Source organism: Clostridium sp., from assembly GCF_036781005.1.
Lineage (GTDB): Bacteria > Bacillota > Clostridia > Clostridiales > Clostridiaceae > Clostridium_B.
The window spans coordinates 16,778-40,936 of the sequence record NZ_DAIQBT010000001.1 but is presented as its reverse complement, the minus strand read 5'-3'; the positions used below and the strand labels follow the sequence as shown (position 1 = coordinate 40,936).

Annotated in this window: 23 protein-coding genes and 1 pseudogene; 12 read left to right on the top strand and 12 right to left on the bottom strand. The window is 31.8% G+C overall.

What is annotated here, in order from left to right:
• The first annotated feature begins 8 nt into the window (after positions 1-8).
• The 7 genes from V7Q02_RS00185 (at position 9) to V7Q02_RS00155 (ending at position 7,539) form a co-directional block, all read left to right on the top strand.
• Positions 9-1,094 carry an ABC transporter substrate-binding protein gene (locus V7Q02_RS00185; protein ID WP_333858932.1) on the top strand — a complete coding sequence of 362 codons (1,086 nt, stop codon included), beginning with the start codon at positions 9-11 and terminating at the stop codon, positions 1,092-1,094.
• A 67-nt stretch (positions 1,095-1,161) separates the two neighbouring features.
• On the top strand, positions 1,162-2,235 hold the full coding sequence (locus V7Q02_RS00180; RefSeq protein WP_333858931.1) for an ABC transporter substrate-binding protein: 1,074 nt from the start codon (positions 1,162-1,164) through the stop codon (positions 2,233-2,235).
• A gap of 82 nt (positions 2,236-2,317) precedes the next feature.
• Positions 2,318-3,403, top strand: a complete 1,086-nt coding sequence (locus V7Q02_RS00175; RefSeq protein ID WP_333858930.1) for a FecCD family ABC transporter permease — start codon at positions 2,318-2,320, stop codon at positions 3,401-3,403.
• A complete protein-coding gene (locus tag V7Q02_RS00170) occupies positions 3,400-4,191 on the top strand; it encodes an ABC transporter ATP-binding protein (RefSeq protein WP_333858929.1) in 792 nt (263 codons plus the stop codon). The genes V7Q02_RS00175 and V7Q02_RS00170 overlap by 4 nt, the downstream gene beginning before the upstream one ends.
• Positions 4,192-4,222: 31 nt before the next feature.
• Entirely contained in the window at positions 4,223-5,305 is a 1,083-nt protein-coding gene (locus V7Q02_RS00165) for an ABC transporter substrate-binding protein (RefSeq protein WP_333858928.1), read from the top strand.
• Positions 5,306-5,346: 41 nt separating this feature from the next.
• Positions 5,347-6,132 (top strand): ABC transporter substrate-binding protein, encoded by a 786-nt coding sequence (locus V7Q02_RS00160; protein ID WP_333858927.1) that lies wholly within the window; start codon positions 5,347-5,349, stop codon positions 6,130-6,132.
• Between the two features lie 459 nt (positions 6,133-6,591).
• Complete coding sequence (locus tag V7Q02_RS00155; RefSeq protein ID WP_333858926.1) at positions 6,592-7,539, top strand: helix-turn-helix transcriptional regulator; 948 nt, start codon at positions 6,592-6,594, stop codon at positions 7,537-7,539.
• A gap of 6 nt (positions 7,540-7,545) precedes the next feature.
• On the opposite strand, the gene V7Q02_RS00150 is transcribed toward V7Q02_RS00155, so the two are convergent.
• The 7 genes and pseudogenes from V7Q02_RS00150 to nifB form a co-directional block, all read right to left on the bottom strand.
• Entirely contained in the window at positions 7,546-8,886 is a 1,341-nt protein-coding gene (locus tag V7Q02_RS00150; RefSeq protein ID WP_333858925.1) for a nitrogenase component 1, read from the bottom strand.
• Positions 8,871-10,397: a nitrogenase component 1 gene (locus tag V7Q02_RS00145; protein WP_333858924.1), complete on the bottom strand. Its 1,527-nt coding sequence runs from the start codon at positions 10,395-10,397 to the stop codon at positions 8,871-8,873. Before V7Q02_RS00145 ends, V7Q02_RS00150 begins: the two co-directional genes overlap by 16 nt.
• 112 nt (positions 10,398-10,509) lie before the next feature.
• Positions 10,510-11,895: a nitrogenase component 1 gene (locus V7Q02_RS00140; protein ID WP_333858923.1), complete on the bottom strand. Its 1,386-nt coding sequence runs from the start codon at positions 11,893-11,895 to the stop codon at positions 10,510-10,512.
• A gap of 23 nt (positions 11,896-11,918) precedes the next feature.
• On the bottom strand, positions 11,919-12,257 hold the full coding sequence (locus V7Q02_RS00135) for a Fe-only/vanadium nitrogenase subunit delta (protein ID WP_333858922.1): 339 nt from the start codon (positions 12,255-12,257) through the stop codon (positions 11,919-11,921).
• A gap of 7 nt (positions 12,258-12,264) precedes the next feature.
• Entirely contained in the window at positions 12,265-13,653 is a 1,389-nt protein-coding gene (vnfD, locus tag V7Q02_RS00130) for a nitrogenase vanadium-iron protein, alpha chain (RefSeq protein ID WP_333858921.1), read from the bottom strand.
• 186 nt (positions 13,654-13,839) lie between these two features.
• Complete coding sequence (gene nifH, locus V7Q02_RS00125) at positions 13,840-14,667, bottom strand: nitrogenase iron protein (RefSeq protein ID WP_333858920.1); 828 nt, start codon at positions 14,665-14,667, stop codon at positions 13,840-13,842.
• 185 nt (positions 14,668-14,852) lie between these two features.
• A pseudogene (gene nifB, locus V7Q02_RS00120) lies at positions 14,853-16,124 on the bottom strand (nitrogenase cofactor biosynthesis protein NifB); the annotation flags it as partial.
• Positions 16,125-17,210: 1,086 nt separating this feature from the next.
• Between nifB and V7Q02_RS00115 the strand changes: the two are divergent.
• From V7Q02_RS00115 to V7Q02_RS00095, 5 genes are all read left to right on the top strand, one after another.
• Positions 17,211-17,579 (top strand): helix-turn-helix domain-containing protein, encoded by a 369-nt coding sequence (locus V7Q02_RS00115; RefSeq protein ID WP_333858919.1) that lies wholly within the window; start codon positions 17,211-17,213, stop codon positions 17,577-17,579.
• Positions 17,539-18,399 (top strand): ImmA/IrrE family metallo-endopeptidase, encoded by an 861-nt coding sequence (locus V7Q02_RS00110; RefSeq protein WP_333858918.1) that lies wholly within the window; start codon positions 17,539-17,541, stop codon positions 18,397-18,399. Before V7Q02_RS00115 ends, V7Q02_RS00110 begins: the two co-directional genes overlap by 41 nt.
• A complete protein-coding gene (locus tag V7Q02_RS00105) occupies positions 18,389-18,985 on the top strand; it encodes a hypothetical protein (RefSeq protein WP_333858917.1) in 597 nt (198 codons plus the stop codon). The genes V7Q02_RS00110 and V7Q02_RS00105 overlap by 11 nt, the downstream gene beginning before the upstream one ends.
• Positions 18,986-19,084: 99 nt before the next feature.
• Positions 19,085-19,411: a P-II family nitrogen regulator gene (locus V7Q02_RS00100; protein WP_333858916.1), complete on the top strand. Its 327-nt coding sequence runs from the start codon at positions 19,085-19,087 to the stop codon at positions 19,409-19,411.
• A 15-nt stretch (positions 19,412-19,426) separates the two neighbouring features.
• Positions 19,427-19,798, top strand: a complete 372-nt coding sequence (locus V7Q02_RS00095) for a P-II family nitrogen regulator (protein WP_333858915.1) — start codon at positions 19,427-19,429, stop codon at positions 19,796-19,798.
• Positions 19,799-19,909: 111 nt separating this feature from the next.
• Here V7Q02_RS00095 and anfO read toward each other — a convergent pair whose 3' ends face one another.
• From anfO to V7Q02_RS00070, 5 genes are all read right to left on the bottom strand, one after another.
• A complete protein-coding gene (anfO, locus tag V7Q02_RS00090) occupies positions 19,910-20,548 on the bottom strand; it encodes a Fe-only nitrogenase accessory protein AnfO (protein ID WP_333858914.1) in 639 nt (212 codons plus the stop codon).
• Positions 20,549-20,623: 75 nt separating this feature from the next.
• A complete protein-coding gene (locus V7Q02_RS00085) occupies positions 20,624-21,253 on the bottom strand; it encodes a NifB/NifX family molybdenum-iron cluster-binding protein (RefSeq protein WP_333858913.1) in 630 nt (209 codons plus the stop codon).
• A gap of 43 nt (positions 21,254-21,296) precedes the next feature.
• Positions 21,297-22,106: a homocitrate synthase gene (locus V7Q02_RS00080; RefSeq protein WP_333858912.1), complete on the bottom strand. Its 810-nt coding sequence runs from the start codon at positions 22,104-22,106 to the stop codon at positions 21,297-21,299.
• Between the two features lie 86 nt (positions 22,107-22,192).
• A complete protein-coding gene (locus V7Q02_RS00075) occupies positions 22,193-23,260 on the bottom strand; it encodes a homocitrate synthase/isopropylmalate synthase family protein (protein ID WP_333858911.1) in 1,068 nt (355 codons plus the stop codon).
• Between the two features lie 30 nt (positions 23,261-23,290).
• Positions 23,291-23,749, bottom strand: coding sequence for a GNAT family N-acetyltransferase (locus V7Q02_RS00070; RefSeq protein ID WP_333858909.1), 459 nt, complete (start codon positions 23,747-23,749; stop codon positions 23,291-23,293).
• Positions 23,750-24,159 lie beyond the last annotated feature (410 nt).

Genomic DNA, 24,159 nt, shown 5'->3' with positions numbered 1-24,159 from the left:
TTATTAACATGACTAAAAAATTAAAATTCATAATTGTGCTGGGATTAGCTTTTATCATGACTACTGTTAGCATTACTGCTTGTAGTACTAATTCTAATAAAACAGCATCAGAAACAAAAACTACCAGGGAAGTTACTGATATGGAGGGAAGAAAAGTAACTATTCCAACTAAAGTGAACAAAGTGATTTCTCTTAGTAACAATACAACTGTTGATGTATTTATGCTGGCACCAGATAAACTATTAGGTTGGAGTTTTACTCTAAAACCTGATGCTAAAAAATATATTGGTGAAAAATATTTTAAACTTCCCGTAATTGGAGCAAGTGAAGATAAAAGCAGTAATTTTGAAAATATAATTAAGCTAAAACCAGATTTAATCGTCGCTTCAAATGAAGATGAAGTTTACGCTGCTGATGATATTCAAAAACAGCTTAAAATTCCAGTAGTAATGGTAGATATAGACGTAAATAATTCTGACAAGGTATTTACCTTCTTAGGAGAGTGCCTGGGAGAACAAAAAAGAGCAAAAACTCTTGCTGATTACTGCAGAAAAGTCCTTGATAATACAGAAGAAATGGTTAAAAAGATACCTACAGACAAGCAGCTAAAGGTATATTATGCAGAAGGAGCTTCCTGGCTTCAAACTGATATCTCTGGAAATGTACACACTGAAGTACTGGATGATTCAGGAGGTAAAAACGTAGCTGACATATACGAAACCAAGGTTGGTTCTATGGCAAATGTATCTATGGAACAGATAATGTCCTGGAATCCAGATGTTATTTTAGTAGGTGCTACCGGAATGAAAGGAGACTTTTATTCTAAAGTCTACAGTGACACTAGATGGTCAAACATTAACGCAATAAAGAACAAAAAAATATACATTACACCTTCACTACCTTTTAACTGGGTTGACAGGCCACCTTCCGCTGTGAGGGTACTCGGTATAGAATGGCTGGCAAATTTACTATATCCGGAATACGTTAAATTAGATATGAATAAGGAAATAAAAAATTTCTTCCACACCTTCTATAACTATGAACTTACAGATCAAGAAGTACAAGAACTGTTAAAAAATGCTATTGCACAATAAAAATATATTACATTATATTTAAAGATTCCCAATAGCCAAGAAAATTGAATTAAGGGAGACGATTGATTTGAAAAAAAGGACTTCAAATATTATTATTTATACTGCATCATTGTTAATAACATCATCATTGCTGCTCTCAGCATGCAACGGAAAAAACAGTAATATCAAAGAAGCGTCATCTGGAAATAAAACTGTCAGTATTACTGATATGGCCGGACGCAAAGTTAATATACCCTCTGAAATTAATAAAATCAGCTGTATCCATCCCATTCCTTCACATATGGTCTGGAGATTAGCCCCAAAAAAATTAGCCAGCATTGATAAGCAATTTAAAGATCGGCTATTTTTTATGAAAAATGAAGAGATTGAGAGACTTAGAAGCCTTCCTGTAACAGGAATTTTTCACGATGGAAATATAAGTAGAGAACAAATGCTAACCATAAAACCAGATGTTATTGTATCTTTAAAGAAAGATACAAACCTTGACAAAGAACAGCAGGATTATTCTGCTCCAATAGTTGCAGCTTCAAAGGATAGCCTTTTAGAATATGAAGAATCTTGGAGATTTATAGGAAAACTGGTGGGTAACGAAAAAGAAGGAAATGAGCTGGCAGATTACTGGAGTAAGACCATTGCCAAAGTTATAAACAAAACATCTAAAATTTCTGAAAATGAGAAACTAAAAGTATATTATGCTCAGCCAGACATCAATAAAACAGTGGGAACAAAAAGCATTATGGCTTCAATTATACGGGATGCAGGAGGGATAAACCTTTATGATACTGTTTCTATATCAAAGGCAGATGAAGAAAATGAGAGTATAACTGCTTCTATGGAGCAAATTCTCAAATTTAATCCAGATGTGATTATAACCAAAACCTCCGGAGCACGTGATGAAATACTTTTAAGTCCCCAGTGGGAAGGTATAAATGCTGTAAAGAATAAACGTGTTTATGCATCTTTAAAATACGAAATGTTAGATAGAATTCAGTCATTAATGGGTCTAGTATGGACAGCAAATACTCTTTATCCCGATAAAGTAAATTTGGATATCGACAAAGAAGTTAAGATCTTTTACTCAAAAGTATATTTGTATGACAACATAACAGATGCACAAATACATGAGGAAATTACCAAATAATTTGAAGTGAACAAATTTCATTTTATATATTTACAAATGGTTTTGCCCATTTAAACTAATATAAATCAAAAGGGTGATTTAAATGAAAAGTGTAAGTAAAATAGAACAGAAATCAACAATATCAATGTATATGCCCAATTCCGTAAAAAAAGAAAAAAGAAAACAAAATAATGTTATGATTGGTCTAACTATAATGCCTGTAATTGCTTTCATATTATCCCTTACCCTTGGAAGATATGGCATTCCACTTTCTCAATTATTTGATATTTTTACAGGCAAACTTTTTAACCTTCCTATAACCTGGTCTCAAACTGTAGAAACGGTTTTATTTCAAGTTCGTATTCCTAGAATTATTGCTGCCATGATGGTGGGAGCTGCCTTAGCCACAGCAGGTGCCACATATCAAGGGTTATTTAAGAATCCCATGGTTTCTCCAGATATTTTAGGTGCTTCTGCTGGTGCAGGTTTTGGAGCTGCTATTGCTATTTTAATGTCTTTCAACATTGTAGGTATACAATTTTCTGCCTTTTTATTAGGACTTGCCGCTGTACTCCTTACATACACAATCGCCAGTATTATAGGTAGAGGAAATAACGCCATTTTAGTACTTGTACTTACAGGAATGGTCATTTCAACCTTGTTTTCATCTTTTATTTCTATTACTAAATATATAGCTGATCCTGAGAGCAAATTACCGGCCATTACTTTCTGGCTTATGGGAGGTCTCTCTTCCGTTAGTACAAGAGATGTAATAATTCTAATTATTCCACTAATTTTAGGAATCATTCCCATATTACTTTTAAGATGGAAACTCAATGTTCTGTCTTTTGGAGAAGAGGAAGCTCAGGCCATGGGAATAGACACCCGTAAAATTCGTATAGTAGTTATCATTTGTTCAACTTTGCTTACAGCATCATCTGTATCAATCAGTGGGATGATAGGCTGGGTAGGACTTATTATTCCACATATTGCTAGATTTTTGGTAGGACCCAATTATAAGCTTTTATTGCCTGCTTCTATACTTATCGGAAGTACTTTTCTACTTTTAGTAGACGATGTAGCCCGCAGTATATTTACTGTGGAAATCCCCCTTGGGATACTTACAGCCATTATAGGTGCTCCTATATTCATTTATCTATTGTTAAAAGGAAGGAGAGGTTGGATATGAAGCTAGAAATTAAAAATGCGATTTGCGGTTATGGATCCAGAGCTGTAGTTAAAGGTATATCTGTAAATGTGAAATCTGGAGAAACACTATGTTTGCTTGGGCCTAACGGTGTAGGTAAGACTACATTTTTTAAAACTATTTTAGGCTTTTTAAAATTACAAGGTGGAGAGATTATTTTAGATGGAGAAAATATCAACAACTTGTCTAGGAAAAAACTAGCTAAAGCTATTGGGTATGTGCCTCAAGCCCACACCCCTCCCTTCCCTTTTTCTGTACTTGATGTTGTTACTATGGGGCGTACTGCCCATTTAGGAGCTTTTGCATCACCTTCAAAAAATGACATAGCTATTGCAGAAGAATCTCTAGAAACTTTAGGAATATCATTTTTAAAGAATAAAATCTATACAGAAATCAGTGGAGGAGAACGGCAGATGGTTTTAATAGCAAGAGCGCTAACCCAGCAGCCAAGTATTCTTGTTATGGATGAGCCTACTTCTAATTTAGATTTTGGTAACCAAATCAGAGTACTTGATCAGATCAACTTCCTGGTGAAAAAAGGCTTAGGAGTCATTATGACTACACATTTTCCTGATCATACTTTTCTCTGTTCCAGCAAAGTAGCATTGATGCAGAAAAATAATATATTTACTGTGGGCAATGTAGATGATGTGGTTACGGAAAAAAATTTAAGGTCAGCTTATGGAGTTGATGTAAAAATTACCAGTACAGTAAATAACCAAGGTGAACCTATAAAGGCATGTATACCTTTGTTAACTAACTATTGCTAAAAATTAATAGATAATTAGGAGTGATTATAATATGAAGAAAAAATCAGCTTTAATATTGTTCAGTATTATACTGGGAGTTTTTACATTAATCGGATGTAATAAACAAATATCCAAAACTCAAACTTCTACTAAATCTAACAAGATAACAGTTACCGATTCAAGCGGAGGTACGGTAGAAGTACCTACCAATATTTCTCGTATTGCCGATGCCTGGGGAGCTCATAATGCAATAGTGGTAATGCTTGGTTCTGGAGATAAAATAGTTGCAACTACCCTTAACGCCCAATTAAAACCTTGGCTTTTTAAAGTAACTCCTAAAATGAGTAATGCAGTTACTGCATTTAGTGTGGACGCAAGTAACATAAACATGGAAGAACTTATTAAGAGTAAACCGGATATTTTATTTATGTCTACAGAAAATAAAAATGTTAATAAAATGTTAGCTTTAAAAATTCCAGTGGTTCAAGTTAAATTTAAAGATTTTGATAGTATGAAAACATGCGTAAAACTTACAGGAGATATCCTGGGCGAAGAAGGTAAAAAAAGAGCTGAGGAGTACACTTCTTACCTAGATAAAAAAATAACTATGTTAAATAATGTTACCTCTAAAATACCAGAAGATCAAAAACTTAAAGTACTTCATCTAGCAGACTTTTCTCCCCTTAAAGTAGATGGAAAAGATACCATAATTGATTCCTGGATTAAAGTAGCCGGTGGTATAAATGCATCTGGAGATGTTAGCAGCAATGCAAAAGAAGTATCTATGGAGCAAATATTAAAGTGGAATCCTGATGTTATTATAGTAAGCAGCACAGTGGGCAGTGCAGATAGAAAAGAAAGTATTAATAAAATATTAAACGATGAAACCTGGCAAAAAACAAATGCTGTAAAAAATAAAAGAGTATATGTAAATCCAGACGGGGCTTTTTCCTGGGATAGATATAGTGCAGAAGAAGCCCTTCAAATCCAGTGGGCAGCAAAGACCTTATATCCTGAAAAGTTCCAATCTTTAGATATTGCTAAGGAAACTAAATGGTTTTATAAAACATTTTTTAATTACTCACTGTCAGATGATGAAGTTCAAAGAATTTTAAATGGACAAGTACCACAATAAACTGATTAATTTATAAATTATATAAGGAGATGTGTTCAACTTTGAAAAAACAGAATTTTAAACTATTAAATATATTTTTAATAATACTGACTTTAGTGCTATGGTCAGCAGGATGTACAAATAAACAATCTAAACAAACCCATAGTGAGAGTACACAATCTTCTACTAAAAAAACTATTACGGATATGTCAGGAAGAAAAGTAATTATACCTTCCCAGGTCAACCGAATAGCCATAAATGGAACAGCAATGACTCAATTAGCAGTAATGATAGGAGGTGCTGATAAAATAGTTGCAACATTGCCTTCTATTAAATCCAATCCCTGGTATATAAAAATTTATCCTAAAATAGAGACAGTATCGGCACCTTTTGATAAAGAAGTGAATATTGAAGAACTTATTAAATCAAAACCAGATGTAGTTGTATTATGGTCGGGTAAAGAAGCACTTCAGGAAAAAATAGAACAATTAAATATACCTGTAGTTATAATATCCTACGATACACCAGAAGAACTTAAAAAGTCTGTAACTTTAATGGGGAATTTACTTGGAGAAGAAGAAAATAAAAAAGCTTCTGAATTTTGTTCCTATTATGATTCTAATATAAAACGTATTACTGAAAAAACTTCATCTATTTCTGACAATGACAAGTTAAAAGTATATTATTCAGCAGATAGCCCTTTAAGTACCGATGGAAATAACTCAATAGTTACTTCCTGGATAGAAACAGCTGGTGGTATAAACACAGCTGCACAAAATGGAGTTACAGGTATGTCTAAAACTGTTTCTATAGAAAATGTAGTTCAATGGAATCCTGATGTATTATAGTCAGAGATGCACCTAACAAAGATGCAATTTTAAAAGATGAGCGATTTAAAAACATTAATGCAGTTAAAAACAATAAAGTTTACATAAATCCCAAAGGTGTTAATGTATGGTGTGCAAGAAGTGGTGATAATACACTACAAGTATTATGGGCAGCTAAAACTTTATACCCTGACATGTTTACAGATATAGATATGAGTAAAGAAGTGGAAGAATTTTACAAAATATATTATAATTATAATGTAAACAGCGAAGATCTAGACGACATAATGAATCCTAAAAAATAAATTTATGAATTTAAAGCTCATATAACATTTTTGTATTCCTATGTTATATGAGCTTTAATAAATAATATTAGCCTTGCAAAATACTATGAAATAGTAGATAATATGTTTAATGATTACTGCTTTAGTTTAAAGTAGTTCAATTCATATTATTTTATTAAAAAGGTGGAGCATTTATATGAAAGATAAAACATCATTATCCGCACAAGAAGTAGCGGAACTTTTAGATATATCAAAAAATACAGTATATGATTTGATTAAGAAAGGTGAATTGCCTTCTTATCGCATCGGTCGAAAGGTTCGTGTTGACATTGAAGATGTTGAATATTATAAAAATAAAAGCAGAACTAATAATATTAAGACTATTAATCCTATTATTGAACACAGGACTCAAATACTTCAACCCCCATTATCCGAAGACAAAAACTTTATCATATGCGGCCAGGAACTGCTTCTTGATGTATTGACGCAACATCTGGGACATCATCTAAATGAATTTCAAGTACTACGAAGATACATAGGAGGCTATGATGGGTTGGTAAATCTATATAAAGGCAATGCTTCTGTTACTTCTTGCAGTCTATGGGATTCAGACAATAACATCTACAATATACCCTATATCCGCAGATTATTACCTGGTATTCCCTGCGTAATTGTCCGTCTTGCATGTCATATGCAGGGTTTTTACGTTTTAAAAGGGAATCCCAAAAATATATCCTCATGGGATGATCTATCAAAGCCTGGCATTATTATGGTAAACAGAGAAAAAGGTTCCAGTATACGTATATTTATAGATGAACAATTTAGGAAACTTGGAATATCAGGAAAACTTATCAATGGCTATGATGTAGAAGTTTTCTCTCATTTTGCAGCAGCAAGTGCTGTATCCAGAGGTGAAGCAGATATTGCTGTGGCAAATCAAAAAACTATTTCTCAAGTGAAAAATGTAGAATTCATACCAATACAAAAACAAAAATGTGATTTAGTTATTAAAAAAGAGGATTTTGAATCTCCCATTATTCAAACAATACTTTCCATACTAAATTCCCAGGAATTCAAAATGGAAATTCAAGGTATTGACCTGTATGATACGAGTGAAACAGGAAAAATCATAGGAGAAAGCTAATAAAAATTATTCATATTGCGCCCAGCTAATTTCCTTTGAACGGTATGCTCTTTCCCAATCATTACCCATAATTTCCAGTATATTAAGCATACCATCATATCCAAAATATGCTCTATCAACATATATATCTCTATTTGTGGGATTTAAAACATCAAAGGCAACTTTTATTCCTATTTCTTCTGCCATATACTTTTCCCAGGCAGAACCAATAACTGTATCAACACAAAAATCATTTAACCCTTTTTTAATCTGATATCCATCTACAGAAAATGCTACCTTGGGTGAAATACCCAGGGTGCTTAGCTCCCAATTAAGTACTTTTTTTGCTTCTTCCCTATCAGATTTTATCATTATAACTTCAGGAATCATTTCTAATTCTTTAAATAACATTCTCACAAGGCCAATTCCCATAGTAGCATCTGCAGATATGGCAATCCTGCAGTTCCGATAACGTGGAATTATCATAAGTGCCCTCTTTCTCAACAAACTTATTACTTTTTCTTCTCCTTCTTTAATTATCTGTTCTACTTTATCTTCAACGCCAAAATGCATGCCTACTGCCCTAAGCCACCTAGCAGTATTTTCTGTACCAATGGGCAGTGGGATATCCGAAAGAATTAAAGGTATATTGTGTATTTTCTCCATTTTTTTTGCGAACCCATAACCTGCATCATGGCTTAAGAGTATATTAGCCGATGCTGATGCTGCATTTTCAATTTCTTCCATGGAAGTATTGTGGGGAAGAACTGCCTGAACATTCATGCCTAATGAATTTAAAGTTTTGATTACCCAATTTAGATCTTCCCACCAGGTTGGATTTAAATTTGCCTGTGGTGATATAATATTTACACTATTTCTGTATTTTTTTTCACTCTTTTTTATAAGTGGTATAATGGCATTTAAGGCTATATCCTGTCCGTCATAGCTGTTACCTCTAAATCCTCCTGCAACTATAGGTATAAGTCTTGCCTTTATCTCGGGCTGCATACTTTTACATATTCCTTCTATATTTTCACCAATTATATCCGCAGCACAGGTACCCACTACAAACATAGTTTTAGTATTAAAAGTATTATCTGCATCTTTTATAAGTTGCTTAAGTTTCTCCGAAGCTCCCATAATAACATCTGTTTCAAATAAACGGGTACAACCTATTTTTCTACGTGTAAAATCTATCTCATGTAAATCGTATGCATTTGCCACAGTTGCTGCACACCCTTGTGGTGAATGAATAACAATACTCACATCATCTATTCCTGCTATTACACTGGCAACACCTTCAAGTGCACATCCTAAAACCGGATCCTTGCTGTGTTCACAATTATGGAATTTTAACTCATCATACATTTACCTCTCCTCCTATGTGCATATACTGTACAATCAGGCATATCTTGCCCTAGCTTAGGTGTTAATGATTGAATAGATGCAAGACCTGACTTTTCAGGAAAAACCATTCTCTTAGATAATGAACTTCTTGGCCTAAAAGAATATTCCAGTGCTGTTTTAACACACTTAGCCACCTTAAGTGCCCCTCTAAATCCAAATCTCGGACGGTTTAGTATCGCATTTAAATCCACCAAAGGTATGGTTGGAAAGCTGAGAGAAGAACCAAAATAAACAGCTGAATCCTCACTGAGTCCCCCAAGAAAAGCCAGCAATTCCTCTTCCGTCTGCTTCATGGATTCATATTTGCCAAAAGCAATAGTACCTTTAGTAATTAAAACCTCAGGATCCAATCCAGTTTCTAATAAATAATCTATACTGGTTTCCCTTGCCTCTGTACTCCAGGGATGAAAATTAAATATAACTGGACGCATTCCAAGATCACGTTCAAGCATATGGGCAATGGATAATGATTTAATGGCATCATGTCCCTCAACAATAGCCAGTTTCCCTTGAAGAAATTTTTTAGCTTCCTCAAATTCATCTTTTATTTCATTATATTCTCTTTCTATTAAATCTTCAGCTTCTTTTTCCATTCCTAATTTTTTAGCTGCACCTTTTAACCATTTTTTAGTGGCACTAATACCATAAGGTAATATCGTGGAGTTTAATGGAGTTCCATATTCCTCTAACATAGCATTTCCTATGGCATAGCCTAAATCCAGACAAAGAGTACAATTTACGGCAACACTAGGTGCTCTTTTAATTTCCTCTAAAGTACAATTGCCTGCAATAACTGAATTAACTTCTGCACCCATTCCCTTTATCAATCTTACCAGTTCTTTTACATCTGTATCCACTTCAGTTCTTTCAGGTCCCATTTTACCTCCTACAATATTTACAAAATGCGCCAATCTAGCTTTTTCTTCGTCAGTAGGAGGTTCCATAAATCTTACAATTTGTTTAAATACCAGATCAAATCCACTTCTGTATTCTCCTGCAAATCCTTCACAATGTATAGGCATTATTTGGGCATTTATCTCATCCTTTATTTTATCTGCCACGGCATCTACATTATCCCCGATAATCCCAGTTGCACAGCTGGTAGCAATAAAAATTACATCTGGATGATATTTATTATCTACTTCTTTAATGGCTCCTTTTAACCCTTTCTCTCCTCCGTATATTACATATTTTTCATCCATATTAGTACTGACTACTGCCTCATAAGGGGCACCACTGTTTCTACTGTTGGTTAACTTATACGATTGTTTAACTCCATAGGCACATCCACTGGGGCCATGAGCAATGACAATGGAATTTCTTATACCACTCAAAATTTTTGTAGCTGTCCAAAATTTACACGGACGGGTATGGCTGCCCTGCAGATTAGTTTTAATCTTGCCTTCTTTGGCCAGACGGTATAATCTACTCAATTTACCATGAAAAACAATACTATCATTTATACTATTCAATAAAAAGCACCCCCTGAAAACTGAATTAATTGAGCATATTGCCCATTAATAACTAATTGACTTCCAGTCAAATGGGCAATATACTTAAAATTACTAGTTTATTTATTATGAACTACCATGTATTTAAAATCCATTCTCTATCATGCTTGTTTTCCATATCAGCAAACATGGTGTTAGCAATCATGTCAGCCAGCAGCATAGCACCTTTGTATCCAATAACAGGCTGTCTCCATAAACCTGACCTATCAAAAGTCGGGAATCCCACTCTAACCATAGGAATTTTATAATCTATTGCCATAAATCTGCCTTTAGAATGTCCCATAATCAAATCTATATCTATTGATTTATCCTTTAATCTGCGCTCTAATTCCCACAAATCGGAATTCCATATTACTTCTATATTACAATTTGCATTTTCCTCTATTTCAGTTAATCTAGCATCCTTTTGATAAGCCTTGTTATCATCTCCCAGCAAAAGAAGTACAGGTTCTAATTCACATTCCAAACAAAATTGTGCAAGTCCTATAACCAAATCAGGATCACCATAAATTGCAACTTTTTTATTTGCAAAGAACATGTGGGCCAGATTTACCATGGTATCAATGGCTAATCCACGTTCTTCAACCAATGATTGTGGTATTGGTTTACCTGTTAATTTACTGATGTTTTTCAAAAACTTATCTGTATTTTTTATACCAATAGGTATATCCTCAATTACTGCTGGAACTTTAAATTTTGTTTCAAGAAGCTGAGCTGCAGCACCTCCTTCGTATTTGCATAGAGCTATAGTACCAAGAGAATTAGCAGAATCTTCTATATCCTCTACTGTTGTATTCCCGTATGCAAATCTGGATTTATCTGGCATAATTGGTGTCATAAATGTTTCCGTATCTATAAGTATATTTCCCTTTACATCCATTTCTTTTAATATATGCTTAATTTCAACTACATCACCGGGATTTAGCCACCCAGTTATAATATTCAATTTATCATTTGGCTCCCCTTTTTTTGCTAAAGCATTGACGAATGCTTTTATAGCTACATTATAGCCCTGAACATGACTTCCACTATAACTTGGGGTATGAACTGGAATAAGGGTAACTTTCCTATCAGGATGTGATTTCTTTAGCTTCCTATTCATAATTTCCACTATACCTTCAATATCATCACCTATGGTTTCAGTTGAACAGGTAGTAACAATAGGAATTATTCTTAAATCTGGATACCTGTCTACAAGTACCTGAATTCCATCTTCCGCATTTTTCTTTCCTCCAAAAACAGCTGCATGCTCATGTATGGAAGATGATGCCATTTCAAAATTTTCTTTAAAATGCTGTGCAAATAGTAGCCTTACAAACATTGAGCATCCCTGTCCGCCGTGGACTAAAGGAATGCAATCTTTTAGTCCTATAGATGCAAACTCTGCACCGCAAGGCTGACAATTATACATCGGGTTTACTACTCCCACACGTTCTTTTTCTTTTATTTTTAAAGACATATTGTCACCTCTATTCTAATTTGTTAATAATTTGGATTTTTTAATTCTGCATTTAATGATTTTGTTACAGTTACATCTAATAATTTTGCCTTGAGGTCATTAATTAAAGATTTTTTCTCCGATTCATCAAGTTCTAAAAACCACGGAAACTTCTCTTTAATAACTTGTGAAAATGACTTGGCCTCAGTGTAAAAATACTTATCCATTAATGTTTCATCTTTTACTTGCTTACCTGCAAAAATTTCCAGTGTAGTATCTAAAATTTGGTTTATATTCTGTTCTCTATCCCAAGAACGAGAATAAAATTGCCACAAACAACGCTCTTGAATAAATGAAAATAATTCTTCTACTCTACTTTTCATAAATATCCTACACCTCTCTTATATCTTCTCCGGCAAGACTCCAAAGTGGAGATCTGGTAGCATTGTATACATCCCTTGCCAAATTTACAAAACCTTCAAATCCCATATAAGGTCCGTTGTGATATGCGTGTCCATTAATATATGGTATATGCAATTTTTTAACTAAATCACCAACTCTAGGACCGGTAAATATTACATCCGCTTTAATTTGATCTAAAACTTCAAAGAATTCCAATTCATTGGCATCATCTAAATAAATTGCCCCTGTCTTTCCCCTTGCAATTACTTTTTCAAAATCTTCCTGGTGCCCAAATTTTGATGACATTGCTACAACTTCAACACCTAAATCATCTTCAAGGCATTTTGTCCAGTGCCATAACCTCGGTCCACCTGTCCATATACAAGCTTTCTTACCTTTTAACCTTTCTTTGTACCAATCAAGTTTTGGCTTCCATTTTGCATATTCTTCAGCTATTAACTCTTCTACTTTATCCTCTATTCCAAAGAATGTACCTATTTTCCTCAGTCCTTCTGCAGTATAATCAAAACCCCATGAATCAATGTCAATACGGGGAATATCGTATGACTTTTTTAGTTCATTGGCTATATATCCTGCAGACCTGGCACAGTTAACTACGCTTAGCTTGGCTTTATGCATGGACCTGAGGCCATCGTAGGTACCATTACCTGTAAAATGGGCTATCACCTGGATTCCCAATCTGTCAAGATATCTGTTTATAACATAGCTGTCTCCCTGAATATTATAATCTCCAATAAGATTTATGGTATATGGACTTTTGATTTCAGGTTCAAAAGTTCCCACCTTATCATGCATCCAGCTAATATTGAATACATGGTGTCCTTTCGATTGGCTAACCCCTGCAAATCCGGCACATTCCGAACAAAATATATCTACATCCCCTAATTCTTTTTGCACTTCTCTTGCAACTGCTTTTGGGTCATCACCAATTAATGCTGTAGCACAGGTGGTATAAACTATCATTCTTTTTATATTTGGAAATTCCGCAAAAGCTTCCAGCATACTTTGCTTTAATACTTTTTCACCGCCAAACACAACATGCTTTTCTTTAACATCAGTTGACCATGCATACTTAAGCTGAAAATTATCATTATCACTCGGATAACGCTTTGTGTGCCAAGTATTATATGAACATCCAACAGGACCGTGAATTAACTGAATTGTATCCTTGAGAACTCCCCCTATAACCAGCTTTGATCCACAAAAACTGCAGCCTCTTTCAGAAAGTGTTCCTGGAATAGTATTTATGTTTGCATCTGGTAAAAACATTGTGGTATCTTCTCCAGGCTGTTTTACATAACAATGTCTTTTTCGTTCTGGAATAGTTTCATCACATTTAAATAGCTTTAATGGCATTTTTTACATACCTCCTTAATTTTTAAATATTATCTTTTATTTGAAGTAAACTACCTCCACTCTGTTCACACTTTTAATTCATATATCTTTAAATTTCTAAATAATATACAAAAGAGGAGGAGGTATTTACAACAATTAGACTCATTAAGAAACTGACAGGCTTTAAGCATACATAGGAATTTTCAATTAATCCAATAGACCATATTTCATAACCATTTGTTCTAAGTCACTAATCTTTAAAGGTTTAGGTATAACAAAATTTTTATTTTCTATAATCTTACGTGCTAATTCTCCATATTCCTTTGCCTGATTGCAGTCAGGATCATATTCCACTACTGTCTGTTTATTAAACTCTGCCTTTTGAACTATATTATCCCTAGGTATAAAGTGAATAAGTTGAGTGCCTATGGCACTAGTAAATTCTTCCATGAGTTCTAACTCTTTATCAACCATACGGCTGTTGCATATAATACCACCTAATCTGACTCCACCTTGATCTGCATATTTCAGTATACCCTTACAAATGTTATTTGCCGCATATACTGCCATCATTTCTCCAGATGCAACAATATATACTTCCTGTGCTTTTCCTTCACGAATAGGCATTGCGAATCCTCCGCATACAACGTCACCTAAAACGTCAAAGTGCACAAAGTCAAGATCAGGAGAATAAGCTCCAAGCTCTTCCATTAAATTAATTGAGGTTATAACACCCCTTCCTGCACATCCAACACCAGGCTCAGGTCCTCCAGATTCAACACAGCGTATATCTTTAAATCCTGTTTTAATAACAGCTTCTTCTGTTATTGAATCCTCCCCTTCTTCTCTAAGAGTATCCATTATTGTACTTTGAGTCATCTCCCCAAGTATAAGACGTGTACAGTCTGCCTTGGGGTCACACCCATGAATAAAAACTTTTTTGCCATAGAAATGAGCCAGTGCTGCAGCTGTATTTTGTTGTGTAGTTGATTTACCTATTCCACCTTTACCATAAAATGCTATCTTTCTTGTCATTTTTTATTCCCCCTTTAAATTGTAAAATTATTATTAAAATATTAAAAAACAATATCTATAATTGATTATTTTTTAATAAAATAAGCTAGTTAACTAAATACTTAAATTCCATGTTGTCTTTTACTTTCAACTATAGACACCACCTCCTTATCCAATTAATAATTAACAATCTATAGCTAAATCTGTTACTTTCCAATAACAGAAGATAACTGACAGTGAGATTCCTGTTCAAATTTCCGAACAGCCCGAAGAATACCTTTATTTATAGAGTCATACATTTCTATAACTTTAATTCCTTTTTTTTCTAATTTTTCTTTTGGATCAAATCCAATTCTAAGTACAAGTACTCCATCACAGTCCTTTATAGTTCTAATTATTCTTGAAATTTTATCTTCATGCTCATCACATTCATTAGTGCCTGTACAGTATTTATTTACATCTCTCTTCTCCAAAAACTTTATAACACCTGAATCATATGAATAAATATAAAATTCAGCAGTATGTCCGAAGTGTTGGTCTATATTAACACCCGATTCAGAAGATATTGCAAATATATATTTTTTACCTTTAGATATACTTTTTTCAGTGTCATCTTTTTCTGCTTTAACAGAATTTTTACTTTCACAGCTCCCACATCCTATATTTCTGAAGTCTATAGAACGATCTTGCGCCAAGGTACCTATTGCATCTGCCCTGCACTGTCTGCAGTGATACATTTGCTTTATATCACCCTCACATTCCTTTCTCATTTCATTCAATTCTATATTTGAAACCAGAGGCAAATGTTCGAATCTACTTCCTGGAACTGGTATCATCTGCATTATGTTTGTCATATATGCCCCGCACTCTTTAACTTTTTTAACAACTTCCTTTATATGTTTGTCATTTATTCCTTTAAGCATAACTATATTTACTTTACATACCATACCCCTAGAACATAAATGCTTAAGACCTTTAAGCTGATTATCCAAAAGTATTTCTGCCCCTTCTTCTCCCGTATATTTATGGCCTAAATAGTTAACTTCTTTATAAATTTTTGCTCCTATTTTCTTATCTACAGCATTTATAGTTACTGTAACATGGGATACCCCAAGTTTTATAAGGTCATTTGCATAAAAGGGAAGCATAAGGCCATTTGTCGATAGACAAAATATAGTTTCAGAAGACTCTTCCCTTATAAGAGTTAGAGATTTTTTTACTTCTTGAAAATTTGCCAATGCATCTCCAGGACCTGCTATGCCTACAACAGTTAAATTTTTCATGTTATTTTTAACTACTTTAAATTTTTCAAGAGCTTCTTCTGGACTTAAAATTTCACTTGTAACTCCAGGTCTACTTTCATTTACACAATCATATTTTCTACTGCAGTAATTACAGCTTATATTACATTTAGGAGCCACAGGTATATGCATTCTGGCAAATTTATGGGCGTTATCTCCAAAACAAGGATGTATATTTGATTTCATGGACCTGTTAATTGGAACATAGATTTCACATGAATTATAATCTATAGCCCTTAAATTTTTATTTTTCAACTTAATCATCTCCTTATCAGCTTTTCATTTAGAATCTTTTATATTTGCCTTAGATTATTAATTGCAGTTTAAAAACTATATTGAACCTGCTGCTCTTTTATGGTATAATTTTAATATGTGTAGTTAGAATTTGGCATATTCTAACTCATTTTTTTGAGTATATCTCTTGGCATTTCCTTCACAAAACTAAGAGATATACCCTTATGTTCATATTAACCTACCTAAATTATCCACAACCTAATTACAATTATCTTTCTATATTTCTAAATTAATTACCAATATAACTATCCAGCAATAAAATATCGATTAGACATCAGACCTTTTTAGATTCTTATAAAAAGTGTTAGTATGATTTTGAATAATAATTTATATGAAAATATACCACAATTTTTATAAAAAGGCAATAGTTTCATTAACATTTTATTAAAATAAATATACTATTAATGATAATATATCAAAAATATAATATTAAAATTGATATATTAATAACCACCTAAAACTTTACTCTTTCTATTCACACATCCCTTCTTTTAATTTTTAATAGGAATAATATCGCATAATATTTTTATGCGAATTTATTTGAATTTATATAAAACATTATATTATTATATTGTTAATATTGTAATGTAATGTTTCGTAAATTGCAATAGTATTTTTGATTATTTATTAAAAAATCCACAACTTATTGATAAATAGTTAATTATTTATTGGATTTACAAACGATTTACTATATTATTATGGAATTCCATAATAAAAACTTATCTCATATTAAATGAAAATTCATTACAACAACTTGACTTTTATCAAAATAAAAAATATAATAATACGAAACAATATAAAAATACATTTAAATATCTAAAATACTCATTTATATTGTGTAATATAATTTTTAATACCAACTTATTATGTTTTATAAAAACATTTATCATACTTTATCGAACACCAAGGACTGATATTAAATAGAGAATATATCATCTGAAGGTCAAAAATAATGGTGAGGTGCTTGCAGTGAATTTCTTTGAAGTAATTGGAAATAGCATTCTTATTGAACTTAACAAAAAAAATTGGACTCAATCTATGTTTGCCCATAAGATTGGAGTTTCAGATGAAGTATTTAAACAAATTGTACAAGGTAAGAAAGCACTAAATGCTGTTGAAATAACTAAAATTGCAAATACTTTAGATGTAGATCCAGAAAAGCTTTTAAGGAAAAAGAAAAAGATTTACTGTAAAGATAATTTATCTGAAAAATTCGTTAACAGCTTTTACAACAAAGATAATTTTAAACTTATATATTTCATAATTAAAGAATATATAAATATGGAGGAAGATTTGCATGAATTCAAATTATCTAAAAAAAATACTTCTGGAAAATGACATCGAAAGTATCAAATCCAAAATTAATATTTTGATAGAAGAAAATCACATCATTAACCCTATAATAAAAGATGATATGCTTAAGCTATTAGAATCAGTAGGTAAAGTACTCTATTATCCTATCAATGATAATGTGTGTGCTTTTTATGTTAAAGCTGGCAATAATCATTTCAAAGAAAATATTATCTTCATAAATACCTTCATGTCCTATGAAATACAAATATTTGCAGCAGCTCATGAATTTGCACATATTATTGGTATTGCCGAAAATCATGAAGAGCTCCTCGTAGAAGATAAAATATTTAATTATATATTTGATAGTATGGAAAATATAGATAAAAATGAAATGCTAGCAAATTATTTTGCCTCCGAGTTATTGGTAAAAGATACAATTTTAGAATCGCAACTTCTAAAAATGAAAATAAATAAACTAGATTCTATAACTATGGAAGATATTATAAGGCTAATGGATATATTTTTATTTCCTTATAAACCTATGGTACTAAAATTATATTGTATAGGTAAAATATCTTATGAGAGATATGAAGAATTAATTAATATTAATTGTAGTAATTCCATATTTCGATTACAAAATAGACTTGGTTTGTGTTCTAGGAACAACGAACTAACAAAAATTAAAAGCTTCTCTAACTTTATCGATTTAGCAATTAATTCTTATGAGATGACTGTAAGAACTTATGATAAATTAAAGTATGTACTAAAATTATTTGATTTGACACCTGAAAAACTTGGTGTAAAAAAAAAATTACTTGAACATCTTTCAAAAGAAGGGTTAGAAGAGATACCTTATGACTTATAATGGAAAATACAGCTGTTTAATTTTAGATGCGGATATTTATTATAAGTTAGTACAATTTGAAGATATAAATGCTTTTATAAAAATCATTGATAATATAACAGATAAGGCTTACATACATGAATATGTTTATAAAGAGGAGATTCTCACAAAAAGAGAGCAGCTAGAACAATCGATAGCTATGAAAAAATTAGAGATATTATATCCCAAAAATATACTTGATAAAATTGGATATAGTGTGTACAAGGATTCATTTAAAATTTTATGTGAAGAGTATATAGGCCTTGAAAATCTCTGTAAAAGACACGGTCATTTAGGAGAAGTGTATTCGCTAGCCATTGCAAAAGCATTAAGTATAACTATATTTATGTCTGACGAAGGTGGACTTAAGCCAATAATTAAAAGACTCTTAAATACAGGAATAAATGATATTAATATGTTCAGATTAAAAAATATTATTCATTGGATAAGACACAACCCAGAGTGTAACATTACAAGGCGGGAAGCAAAAAAAATTTTTTGCTATACCTGCAGTAAAGGAAATATAAAAAACAGAAAAAGATGTTTCGATGATATATGGAAAATTTAAATACTCTTAAATATTATAGTTGATATCTAAAATTAAAGATAATAACGTTCAAATTAAGGACGTTCATAAAATAAATAACTTTCGTTAGGAGGAAATTCTATGTTAATGATTAAAGCTATTATAAGACCAGAAAAAGTAGAGTCAGTTTTATCCGCACTTTCAAATGCAGGTTTTCCGGCTGTTACAAAATATGATGTTGTAGGAAGGGGCAAGCAGCAAGGGCTTCAGGTGGGTTCCATACATTATGATGAAATTCCTAAGGAAATGCTCATGATTGTTGTAAATGACACTGACAAAGATGAAGTAATAGATACTATAATAAGCACAGCAAAAACTGGAGAAGAAGGGGCATTTGGAGACGGTAAAATTTTCACAGCACCTGTAAACGAAGTTTACACAATTAGTACAGGTTCTAAAGAACTTTAAATAAAGGAGGACACTATGAAAGAAATTAACGCTATTATTAGAATGAATATGGTAAATAAAACTGCAACTAATTTGAAAAAAGCGGGATTCCCTTGTTTTACCTGTAGAAAAGTTCTTGGACGCGGTAAAAAAATGGTAGACCTTAATGTATCTAATGGTGAAATATCTATAAATGTACACCAAGCAGAAAATTTGTCTGAACAACACAGACTAATATCCAAAAGATTGTTTACAATAATGGTAAATGATCAGGATGTACAAGAAGTGGTAGATGTAATTATTAGCACAAATCAAACCCATAATCCAGGAGATGGAAAAATATTTGTAAAAGATGTCACTGAGGTTATAAGAATAAGAACTTCAGAAAAAGGCGCATTGGCTTTATAATATAAGAATTGTTGAGAAAAAAGGATTTATTATGTTATTTTACAACACCTAATAAATCCTTTTTCTATTGAATTATTTATTATCTTACGTAAAATAGACATGGTTTCAGTCTCAATATGTCTTATATTTAACAGTTACTTTAAACCGGTTCTTTTCTTCTATTTGAACGTCAGCCTTTAAACCAAAATTATCCAATTCATTTTCAAACCACTTTGGAACATGACTACAGTTTATTGTTAATTCAGAAAAGGTTTGATTTTTAAAAAATGGAACTAATATTTGTTTGGTAGTAATATTAGGATTCTGTTGTTGTACCTTAATAAGATCTAAAAAATAATGACCCTCTTGTCCAATTTTAATAGGTTCACATACACACTTATCTTGACATTTTGGAGAAGATTCTAATAATTTACGCTCTTCATCCTCCTCTTTTTCCATAACATGATCTAGAAATTCATCAGGTTTCCCAGTTATTTCCCAGGAATTTACTCCAAATCTTTCTAAAATGCTGTAGGGAATTCCTCCAATTTTTTTTCCTACAAAAATTTTGCATTGTCCTAGAGATTCTACCATCTTTATAATTCTTTCTCGAATTAAATTCACATCTGTTATTTTGTATATTGAAAAAATTATTTCATCTTTTATCTTCCAGTCTTTATCTTGTTTAGTATATAGTTTAACTGTACCCGGTTCTAAAAAAGAAGCTATTTCTCCATTATAATTTTCTAATACTGCAATTTCTTTATTCATAATCTCTATACTAAATTTGTAATATATTTATAAATTTAGTATACTATCCCCCTTTCACGATAATATTTTAACAATTTAATTCATTATTATAATCTCTTCTAAGGCTTTCTCAATTCCTTTATCTACAGTTGTATTTATCTGAATTACTTTAATACCTTTTTGTTCTAGTTTTTTTATAGCCTCCGGTCCTATTTTTAAAGTTAGTACAATATCACAGTCTTCTACAGTTTCTAATATCTTAGAAATCTTCTCATCATGATTATTACATTCCTCAACTCCTATACGATACCTGTACACTTTTCTTATTTCTATGAAATTGATACCATTTGCATTATAGGAATAGATATAAAATCTATCAGTATGTCCAAAATGTTCATCTATATTCTCACCTGTCTTGCTTGAAATTGCTAATTTATAATTACCTTTTTTATGTCCGGCATCATAGGTTTTATTTTTCCAATTTAACTTTTTATTTGTAACCCACACTTCAGGATTAGGAATTTCACAAATAACTAACCTGTCAGTACCTATTAAAAATTTACTCAAAGAATTTCTTATATCTTTATAAGATGCAGAAGTTTCTATTACGTAGGTAGTTATATCCATATAATGGCACCAATTTTCATAACTTTGTATAGTCTCTTTTACTTTTTCATTATTGTAATCCGGATGACTTAAATCATAACTTACCATATACATCCCCATAGTAATCTCCTTCCTATTTCTATACAAATCAAGTGATTCTTAATTACTCTGACAATTTTATAATATCTTTAATTTGTTGTTCCATTTCTATTAAATCATCAAAATCTCTACAGGACACCTTGTTACCTTCCAGCATATATAAAACTTTAGCAAACTTTACAAAATCGCAATTACCAGCCCGTTCTCCTATACCCGTAACAGTACAATCCACAAATGCAGCTCCGGCCTCTACTGCTCCTAAAGAATTAGCAAGTGCCATTCCAAAATCATTGTGTGTATGTACTTCTACTTCCACAGGCACATCCTGTCTCAATTTATCTATATGATAAAAAATCTTTCTCGGATATAAAATGCCCACTGTATCTGCATATCTGACTCTCTCTACTCCCATTTGAAAAACAGTTTCACATAATTCAACTAAAAAATTTATATCTGCCCTGCTGGCATCTTCCAATCCCACAGATACCTCATATCCTTTGTCCAAAGTGTAATCAACACACTTTTTTATAGCATTTACAACCCAACTCCTATCTTTTCCTAACTTAGATTTAATTTGAAGATCTGATGAGGGAATGGATATATGAATTATATCCACGCCGCAATCCATGGAATGGTTTATATCATCTATATTCATTCTATTCCATGATGATATCTTGCTGTTTAAATTGAGATTTACAATTTTTTCAATACTTGTCTTTTCATCTCCTCCCATAGATGCTATTCCAGCTTCTATCTGAGTAATACCCATATCATTTATAATTTTGGCAATTTCTACTTTTTCTTTTATACCTAATGCTACGCAAGCCTTTTGTTCTCCGTCTCTCAAAGTGGTATCCACAATATTAACATTCAACTTACATCCCCCCCTTTTTTCAATGCACAATTGACAGTTCACGATGCACAATCTTTTTTCTATGCATAATTGACACTTCTTTATTTTTATTGCAAACAGGTATTTTTGAAGTCATTGTAAATTTGAATTAGTTCCTCATCAAAAATATTTCTCTTTAATTTAATGCTTACTTCCCTTATTTTACTCAAAAAATTATTTCCATTAATTCCCTCATAGTCTATATTTAACTCTTTAAGACGCAGCATTACCGCTTTTTTCCCTGAATGTTTTCCTATATACATAGTCCTCTTTTCTCCAATATCATAGGGATTATAGGGTTCATAAGTATATGGATTTTTTGCTATTCCATCTACATGAATACCAGATTCATATTTAAATATATCTTCTCCAATTACAGCTTTCATACAGTAGACTTTTTCCCCTGTCAGTTGTGTATATACTTTTGACAGTTCGCCTATTAACTTTAAATTTCCAGACACTTCTCCATCTTTTATCACTTTAAGCCCTAAGACAATTTCTTCTAGAGATGCAAATCCATAAATTGATCCATTAAAAGCTGCTGTTATAAAATCCGCACCATCTGAACAAGCTTCCATAGCTATTGCTGTTGCCATATAAAACCTATTATCCGGACAAAAGTCCACCTCTGTAGAAAAATGAATTTTTATATTTTCTATTAATTCGCTCCATCCTGATAAATTGTATTTTACAACACCTTTTATCCTCACACAGCTTATATCTAACTTATTAAAAATTTCATTGCCTTCACTTGAAAGCAATTTATCTAAAATTTTAATGTCCACTTCAAGTATTATTTTCTTATCTTTTAATTTATTTAAAATATCCTTATTAAAATTAAAAGTAACAGCCTTTTTATAATCCACAGATATATATTTAAATTTAAATTCACATTTATTTAAAAAATATATATCACAAATATCGTCTATACTGTATATATAATCTAGGTCTCTAGGCAAATTTTTAATTTTATTTAAAGTACTCTTATTTATCTCTATTAAATCTACACCTATTTCCTTTAATAATATTAAAAAATTTTTTATCATATTCTCATGAATCTTTTCTGAGCTTCTCATAATTTCTGGTAAAGTTCTATCTATAATAAATTTTTTATTGTGCTTTATTATAACTGACATAATGCACCATCCTTTATACATTAAAATAGTCTATATATCATTTTTATTTAAACATATAAGACCTGTATCATTCCAGTTTAAATGCCTATAAAAATTTAACGCAGGGAAGTTGTCATTTTCCGATAAGAGCTGAAGTCTTTTTGCCTTCTTTAAAGCTGCCCATTCCTCTATTTTAAAGAGGAGTTCTTTTCCAATACTCCGTTTCCTGTAAACCTCTTTAACAATTAAATCTTCTACCAATACAGATATGCCTCCTTCAGCAGTTGAAATCAAAACTTGCCCTGAAATCATCCCCACAATTTGACTATTATACTCCGCTATAAATACACACCGATTCTCCCTGTCTTCAAGCATGATTTCAAGCCCTCTCCTCTGCTTTTCCTCGTTAAAAATAAAATCTTCCTCAATAGAAAAAAGAACTTTTAACAACTGAGTCATCATTTCAATATCATCCTGGTCAGCTCTCCTTATGGTTAAATCCATTTTCATAGCGAAAATTCCTCCTATCCCTATAAGAATTAAGATCACTTCAATCCACGCCTAGTAGCTTTATTACGTTTTACTTTGTTTCGTATTATTATATTTTCTATTTTATCAAAAGTCAAGTTTTTTAATTAATTATTTATTAATTTATTAAAAACAAAGCATTTTATATAACAATATAATATTTAAATTTCACAGCTGTATTACATACTATGACATCTTTTTACATATACCTTTTTTATCCTAATGCATTAAATTGCCCTTTCCTCTAATAGGTATTAGGTATAGATGGAAGCCATACTTATATACTCTGATACTTATTACTTATTTTATTAAAATATATAAAATTTCAATTTGCTTTAAAATGCCATTCATATTATTATAATATTATATGGAATATTATGAAGATTAAAGGG